5 protein-coding genes and 2 pseudogenes are annotated in these 5784 nt (G+C 67.6%); 1 reads left to right on the plus strand and 6 read right to left on the minus strand.

Annotation, left to right across the window (positions count from 1 at the left end):
* Window positions 1-124: 124 nt before the first annotated feature.
* From ACWCPM_RS34405 to ACWCPM_RS34425, 5 genes and pseudogenes are all read right to left on the minus strand, one after another.
* The gene (locus tag ACWCPM_RS34405; protein WP_450980198.1) at window positions 125-967 is read right to left on the minus strand and encodes a phosphotransferase family protein; all 843 of its coding nucleotides are present in this window, start codon (window positions 965-967) and stop codon (window positions 125-127) included.
* Window positions 968-1191: 224 nt separating this feature from the next.
* Window positions 1192-1605: a hypothetical protein gene (locus ACWCPM_RS34410; protein ID WP_450980199.1), complete on the minus strand. Its 414-nt coding sequence runs from the start codon at window positions 1603-1605 to the stop codon at window positions 1192-1194.
* A gap of 70 nt (window positions 1606-1675) precedes the next feature.
* Entirely contained in the window at window positions 1676-2233 is a 558-nt protein-coding gene (tpg, locus tag ACWCPM_RS34415; RefSeq protein ID WP_450980200.1) for a telomere-protecting terminal protein Tpg, read from the minus strand.
* A gap of 6 nt (window positions 2234-2239) precedes the next feature.
* Window positions 2240-4465: a telomere-associated protein Tap gene (gene tap, locus ACWCPM_RS34420; RefSeq protein WP_450980201.1), complete on the minus strand. Its 2226-nt coding sequence runs from the start codon at window positions 4463-4465 to the stop codon at window positions 2240-2242.
* 256 nt (window positions 4466-4721) lie between these two features.
* Window positions 4722-5189: pseudogene (locus ACWCPM_RS34425) on the minus strand (transposase); the annotation flags it as partial.
* On the opposite strand from ACWCPM_RS34425, the pseudogene ACWCPM_RS34430 reads away from it, so the two are divergent.
* Window positions 5183-5314, plus strand: a pseudogene (locus ACWCPM_RS34430) (transposase); the annotation flags it as partial. The pseudogenes ACWCPM_RS34425 and ACWCPM_RS34430 overlap by 7 nt on opposite strands.
* 10 nt (window positions 5315-5324) lie before the next feature.
* Here ACWCPM_RS34430 and ACWCPM_RS34435 read toward each other — a convergent pair.
* Window positions 5325-5687, minus strand: coding sequence for a hypothetical protein (locus ACWCPM_RS34435; protein ID WP_450980202.1), 363 nt, complete (start codon window positions 5685-5687; stop codon window positions 5325-5327).
* Between the last annotated feature and the right edge of the window lie 97 nt (window positions 5688-5784).

Below are 5784 nucleotides of genomic sequence, written 5' to 3' on the forward strand. Positions count from 1 at the left end.
CGCACGGGGCGCTACACGGCCATCACACAGGAAACGGCACCTCTTGCGTGACCTGCGAAAACGCTAACTACCCGGCCTTGGGGAAACTTCACCCGGTCCCCGCTCCAGCTCATCGGACTCGAGTTCAGCCCAGTTCGCAGCGATCGAGTGCAGCACGAACCCGGTTGAGCCCCTCCACTCTCCAGTGGTCCCGGTCGGGCATTTGGTCATTTCGGCGCCAGCGCCAGGCCGAGAACATCGCCCAGTTCAGGGCGCGGCACTGGTGAATCAGGTCGAGGTCAGCACCCGCATAGTGCTTTCCGACGTCCTCGGGTGCATGGGCGAGGTCGAACTCAATCGGCCCGCGGCAGCACGTGGCGAGGTCTACGAAAAGCGGCCCTCTCTTCGTGTTCAGCAGGTTGCCCGGATGCGGCTCGCCGTGCAACAACTGGTCGCCGGCCTTCCCGATGCTGACTGCGGCGCTCAGGCCACCGAGTGTGTTGCTGAGGAATTCCCGGTCAGAATCGGGCAGCGCAGGGGACTGCTCGCGGTCGTTCACCTCGCTCAGCGCCCCAGCGACTCGATCGGTGAAATGCGGTGCTCCCAGATCGATCTGGCGCAGAGCGGCGTGGTGCTGCATGAGTACGTCTGCGTAGTCGGCCGGCGCGATCTGTGATCCCACAGGCTCGTAGTAGGTCCAGAGCGAGACGGCGAAGGCATCACGCACATGGACTCGGGGCTCGACCCGAGGCTCAAGCTCAGCCACCGGAGCGTCGACGTCGGCGAGACGGCGAGCAACCTCTACTTCGAACTCAGAAGCAGCCAGATGCTCCGAAGGCGCGACCCGAGCCAGAACACCGCACGGGACCAGGCGCAGCACGACGCGGTCCGAGTTGTGGATGACGATCACATCGTCGACCTGGAAGCCCAGCTCCGAAGCGGTTGCCCGACCTGCCTCAACTGCGCGACGAAGTTCCAGCGTCTCCATTCCGTCCTCCCTCATTTCCGGGCCCGTGAAGGACCCGGATCGAGGGTAGTTGAGCACATCATCGGTCATGACCGGGTTTCGTAAGGGCCAGGGATGCCGCCGAGACCGGGCTCAGCCCTTGCCGGGCTCTGGTGCCGCCAGAACTCGCCGACATTTCTGCATCCGAACTCCTTCACGCGTTCCTGGAACTCACCATCACGCGTTGCTGCTTCCCGCAGCCACAATCAGTCCTTCCATTGCACGCTCCGGATGACGCCAGGCAGGTCCCAGTTGCGGTGATTGTCGAGGTACCGCGTCAGCACGAACGTCTTGGCGTCGGCGAACATGTCAGCGTCGACATCATGGAGTGCCGCAATGTCGTCCTCGTCCAGGGCGAACGTCGCCCGCGCGACCGGAACGTCGCCAGCTTGCTTACCGCCCGTGTCGAGCTCGGTGTATCGCGACCTCGGGTAGTCCCGCAGGGCATCCAGGCCATCCCGCTGGTCCGTCGGCGGATTCACCTGCTGCAGCGATCGAAGGACGGCGGTTTTCCCGGCCTCGTTGGCCCCCACCACGATCGTCTTGTCCGGTTCCACCTCGAACTCGGTCGAATCGATGACCGAGCGGTAGTTCGTCACGTGTGCCGCGCTGAGCCTCATCGTCCCTCCTGCGCGCTCACAGTACGCCCTGGTCACACAGCCTGCCCCGGACTTTCCAGACATCGGTGAGTCAGAGATCGAACTCCAAGTGCTCGATGTCGGTGAAGCGGACCTCCTCCAGTTGGCCGGCGCGGCGGCCGTTGTCCTGGAAGTACACCTCTCTGAGTGCTTCGGCAGCGATCTGCTGAAGTTGCTGGTCGCTGGCGCCCTGCTCCTGGGCGGCGAAGAGGCGGGCGGCGAAGCGGGGCGGTAGTGCGACCGTCAGGTGCCGGAGGCGGTCCTCGTCCGTCGTGCCGATCGGTGCGGTGTAGCCGATGCGGGCGCGGGTGTCGATGACGATGCCGTCGGTGGTCGCCGCCTTCTGCCGGGCCTGGGCGCGGATCTGTGGCTGCCAGCGCTTCATCACCTCGTTCTCCAGACGGGCGGCGAGGTCCGGACGGGGCTTTTTGATCTGGGCTTTGACGTACCGTTCGACCGTGCGCTGGGAGACGCGCAGCATCTGGGCAACCGCCCTGGTGCTCTTGAGCTGCTTGACCAGGTACCGCATCTGCGCGGGCGCGCTCTTGGGCACCGGGCGGGTGAACGCCTTCTGCACCGCGGCGTCCAGGCCGTTGCCGAACACACTCATCGCCTGCTACTCCCCGTTGTCGACGTCGGTGACGGTGCCGTCCTTGATGTACCGGGCAAGGTTGAGATCGGGAGCGTTGAACTGCTCGCGGACGCCCTCGCCCCACAGCACGCTCTGGGTGCCCTCCCACTTCACCAGGCCCGGGTTCACGCCGAGTTTGAAGCCGCCCGGCAGCGGCTTGCCGTCCCGGTAGGGCAGGAAGTCCAGCGGGGAGGGCCCGTCGGAGGCGTAGACGGCGCAGTCCGAGAGGATGGCCACCGGGTACTGGCCGGTGAAGGCGGCGTGCTTGACGATCTTGCGGTGCATGTTGATCCGGGTGCGGGAGATGACGGCAGCTCGGATGTCCGGGCGCCAGGTGGGCCGGGCGAGGGCCCGCCACGGCTGCCCGGGCTTCCAGCCCTCCCCGCGGGGACGCTCGCGCAGCTTGCCGATACCGCCCTTCACGGTCGCCTTGACCGCGGACACCACGATCGCCAGCTGGGGGTCACGCTGCCGGTAGCCGTCCATCGCCTTCAGGAACTCTTCCGGCGGCAGGTCTGCGTGCACGCCGAGGTCGGCCATCGTGGCGATGTAGGCATCGCGCAGCCGGTTGTACCAGGCGTCCAGGTAGCGGCCGTTGTCGTGGCGGACGTACGCCTCGGCCGGGCGCACGTCGTAGCCCAGCTCCACCGCGTACGCCACGGTCGGCGTGGCGTACCAGGCCGGGCCTGTCGGCCGCTCACCCTTCGGCGTGAACGGGCTGGGCAGCAGTTCGCCGTCCAGCTCCGTCCACTTGTCCTTGGCCACCTTCACGCGGGACAGGTCGACGTGGGAGAGGTCGACCAGCCAGGAGCCGGGCAGTTTCGGATCGAAGACGGGGTTTTTGACATGCGTTGGCGCGCCCAGGCCGACCGTGAGGCCGTTCGCGCCAGCGGCGAAGGCCATGTTCACGTCGATGCCCACCAGGTGGGGGCGCAGGCATTCGGCGTCGGTGAGCGGGCGAGCCCAGTCGTACGCCTCCTCCACCAGGACCTCGGCCGGGGTGCGCTGGTGGAAGCGCGGCAGATCAACGAGGAGCGGGTGCCCGTCGGGGGCCTCGCACGGCGCGCAGTCCACCGGATCCTTGCCCAGCGAGCCGGGGTTGTGCTCAGAGTGCCGCTTCCCCGTCTCATCGGGGTCGGAGGCGCGGGTCGGCGGATGCAGGGCGGTCATCAGCTCCAGACCGGTCACGGCGGTGGAGCCGCGCGGTGTCATCACCCGGGCCGCGTACGTGCCCAGCAGCCGCGCGAGTTCGGCCGGCGGAAGCTGGGCAGCGTCGGCCCAGTGCCGGGTGTCGAGCGCATCCCACGCAGGGATGCACAACTGCACACAAGATCGCTCCGAGCCCTGCGCGGGGCGGTAGATCCTCGCCCACGGCCCGAACCCGCGCTTCGTCAGCTGCCAGTTCGCGCGCGTCAGCTGCTTGATGACCTTATGGCCCTCCGACAGCCGGCCAGCCAGGCGCTCCTCCCTGGTGAGCGTCACCGGCAGGCCGTAGTGCTCGCACGCGGTCTCGGTCAGCACAATCAGCGGGTCGGCGTCCTTGCCCGGCCCCGACAACTTCGGCTGACCGAGCCGCCCTTCGCCAAGCGTCCACTCCACCATCGCGGGAAGCGACTTCGCCGGTACGTCCAGGACCAGGCCGCCGACGCAGTACGCCAGCACCTGACCATCTGCGTCGACGTCGACGACCGCAAGCGGCCCGTTCTCGAACCGCGCGTCGGTGCCGGCGGCTGGGCTGCCGGCGGGGGCCGCCTTCTTCGCGTGCGGGCGGCGCGACGTCGGCCTTGTCGTGGCCGCCGGATGCGGCACAGCGGCAGGGCCTGCGGAGCGGTGTGCGGCGTGAGCAAGCTGCGCAGTTGGGCCTGTAGGGCCGGTGCGGGCTTGGGTCTGTTCGGCTGCCGATGGCGCAGGAGCGGCCGCAACGGCAGGCGTCTCGGAGACCGCCGTGTCCTCAGGGGGCACCGGCGCGTTGGCGGGGTAGAGCTGGGCGAGCTGCTTGAGCATGCGGGCGTATGCATCGCGCTCCGGCGGCCGCGGCTCGGTCTTGCCGGCTTCCCAGCCGCTGACCGTCGCGCGCCGCACCTGCAGTGCGGCGGCCACCTCGTCCAGCGTCAGCCCGTGCGCCTGGCGCAGCCGCTTGCGCTCCGCCGGGGGCGGCAACGGGGAGCGGGACGCGATAAGCGCGTCGACCGCGTCGAACAGCTCGGACATGCAGCACCTCCTGCCCCGACCCTAGCGTGAAGCGCACGTTTCGCGTACCAAACGCGTACGGACGGCGTAAATGGCGGTTGAGTTTCACGGTTGCCCCCGAGGCACTCCCGGGGGCTTGCGTTGCTTCACGTCCTTTAGCCGAGGATGAGCGGTGGCGTCCTGGCTATGCCCGGACACACGAGACACTGGATCCTGAGGATCTGAGAACGGACATCGGGCCTTGACCCGGGCCTTGACCCGGAATCCTGGACACGGGCTATGTGGCTTGGGCCAGGGTAGTTGATGTTGTGTCGAGGGCTGCCTCGTAGGCGATGGGACTCCGTTGTCCGAGGTGGGAATGACGGCGTCGGGTGTTGTAGCGGTTGAGCCAGCGGAACGCGTCGAGACGGGCCTCGCGTTCGCTGGACCAGTGCTTTCGGCCCTGAAGAGTCTCGCGTTTGAACGTCGCATTGAAGGACTCGACGAGCGCGTTGTCCGCCGAGCTGCCGATCGCGCTCATGGACTGGCTGACGCCGGCCTGGCGGCAGGCGTCTGCGAAGACCCGGCTGGTGTACTGGACCCCGTGGTCGGTGTGCAGGACCGCTCCGGCGAGGCTGCCGCGGGTGCGCTCGGCGGCGGACAGGGCGTCGGTGACGAGGTCAGTGCGCATATGGTCCGCGATCGCCCATCCGGCCAGGCGGCGTGAGGCCAGGTCGATGACGGTGGCCAAATACAGGAAAGCACCGCAACGTCGTGGAACGGTGCTTCAACCGCTTGAAGCAGTGGCGTGGCATCGCCACCCGATACGACAGGACTACCGAGTCCTACAAGGCGGCCGTCACTCTCGCATCGCTCCTGATGTGGGCGTGACAGCGCCACGCTAGAAGGGGGACTCCACGGAGTACCCGTCCTCCCTGAGAGGGGCGGATTCGGCTTTTGCCTTGGAGGCACGCTGTTCGGCGACTGTGGGGTGGATGGTGATTGCCTCGGCTGCTTGCCCTTGCCGGACCAGAACGTCGAACAGTTCCTGACGCGCTTCGATGGTGCCTAGGTCCCGCAGTTCTGCCGCGGATTCAGCAAGGTGGCCGGCGGTGCTCAGGAGACCGGCTCTTACGATGCGGGGGTCGGTCCACGGATTGGGGTGGGTTTCGACCACGGCAATGGCTTCTTCGACGCGGCCGAGCTGGGCAAGAGCGAAGGCACGCCACTCGTGCTGGAACTCCTCGTGGCTGTGGTGGGGCACGGTAACTGGCTGTTCTCTATCCGCTCGCGTGCTCGGTCGGCTTCGAACGGGGCCCTGGATCGGGTGAGATCGCTGGTGCGGAGGCATGAGGGAAGGG

This window comes from Streptomyces sp. NPDC002309, from assembly GCF_053593375.1.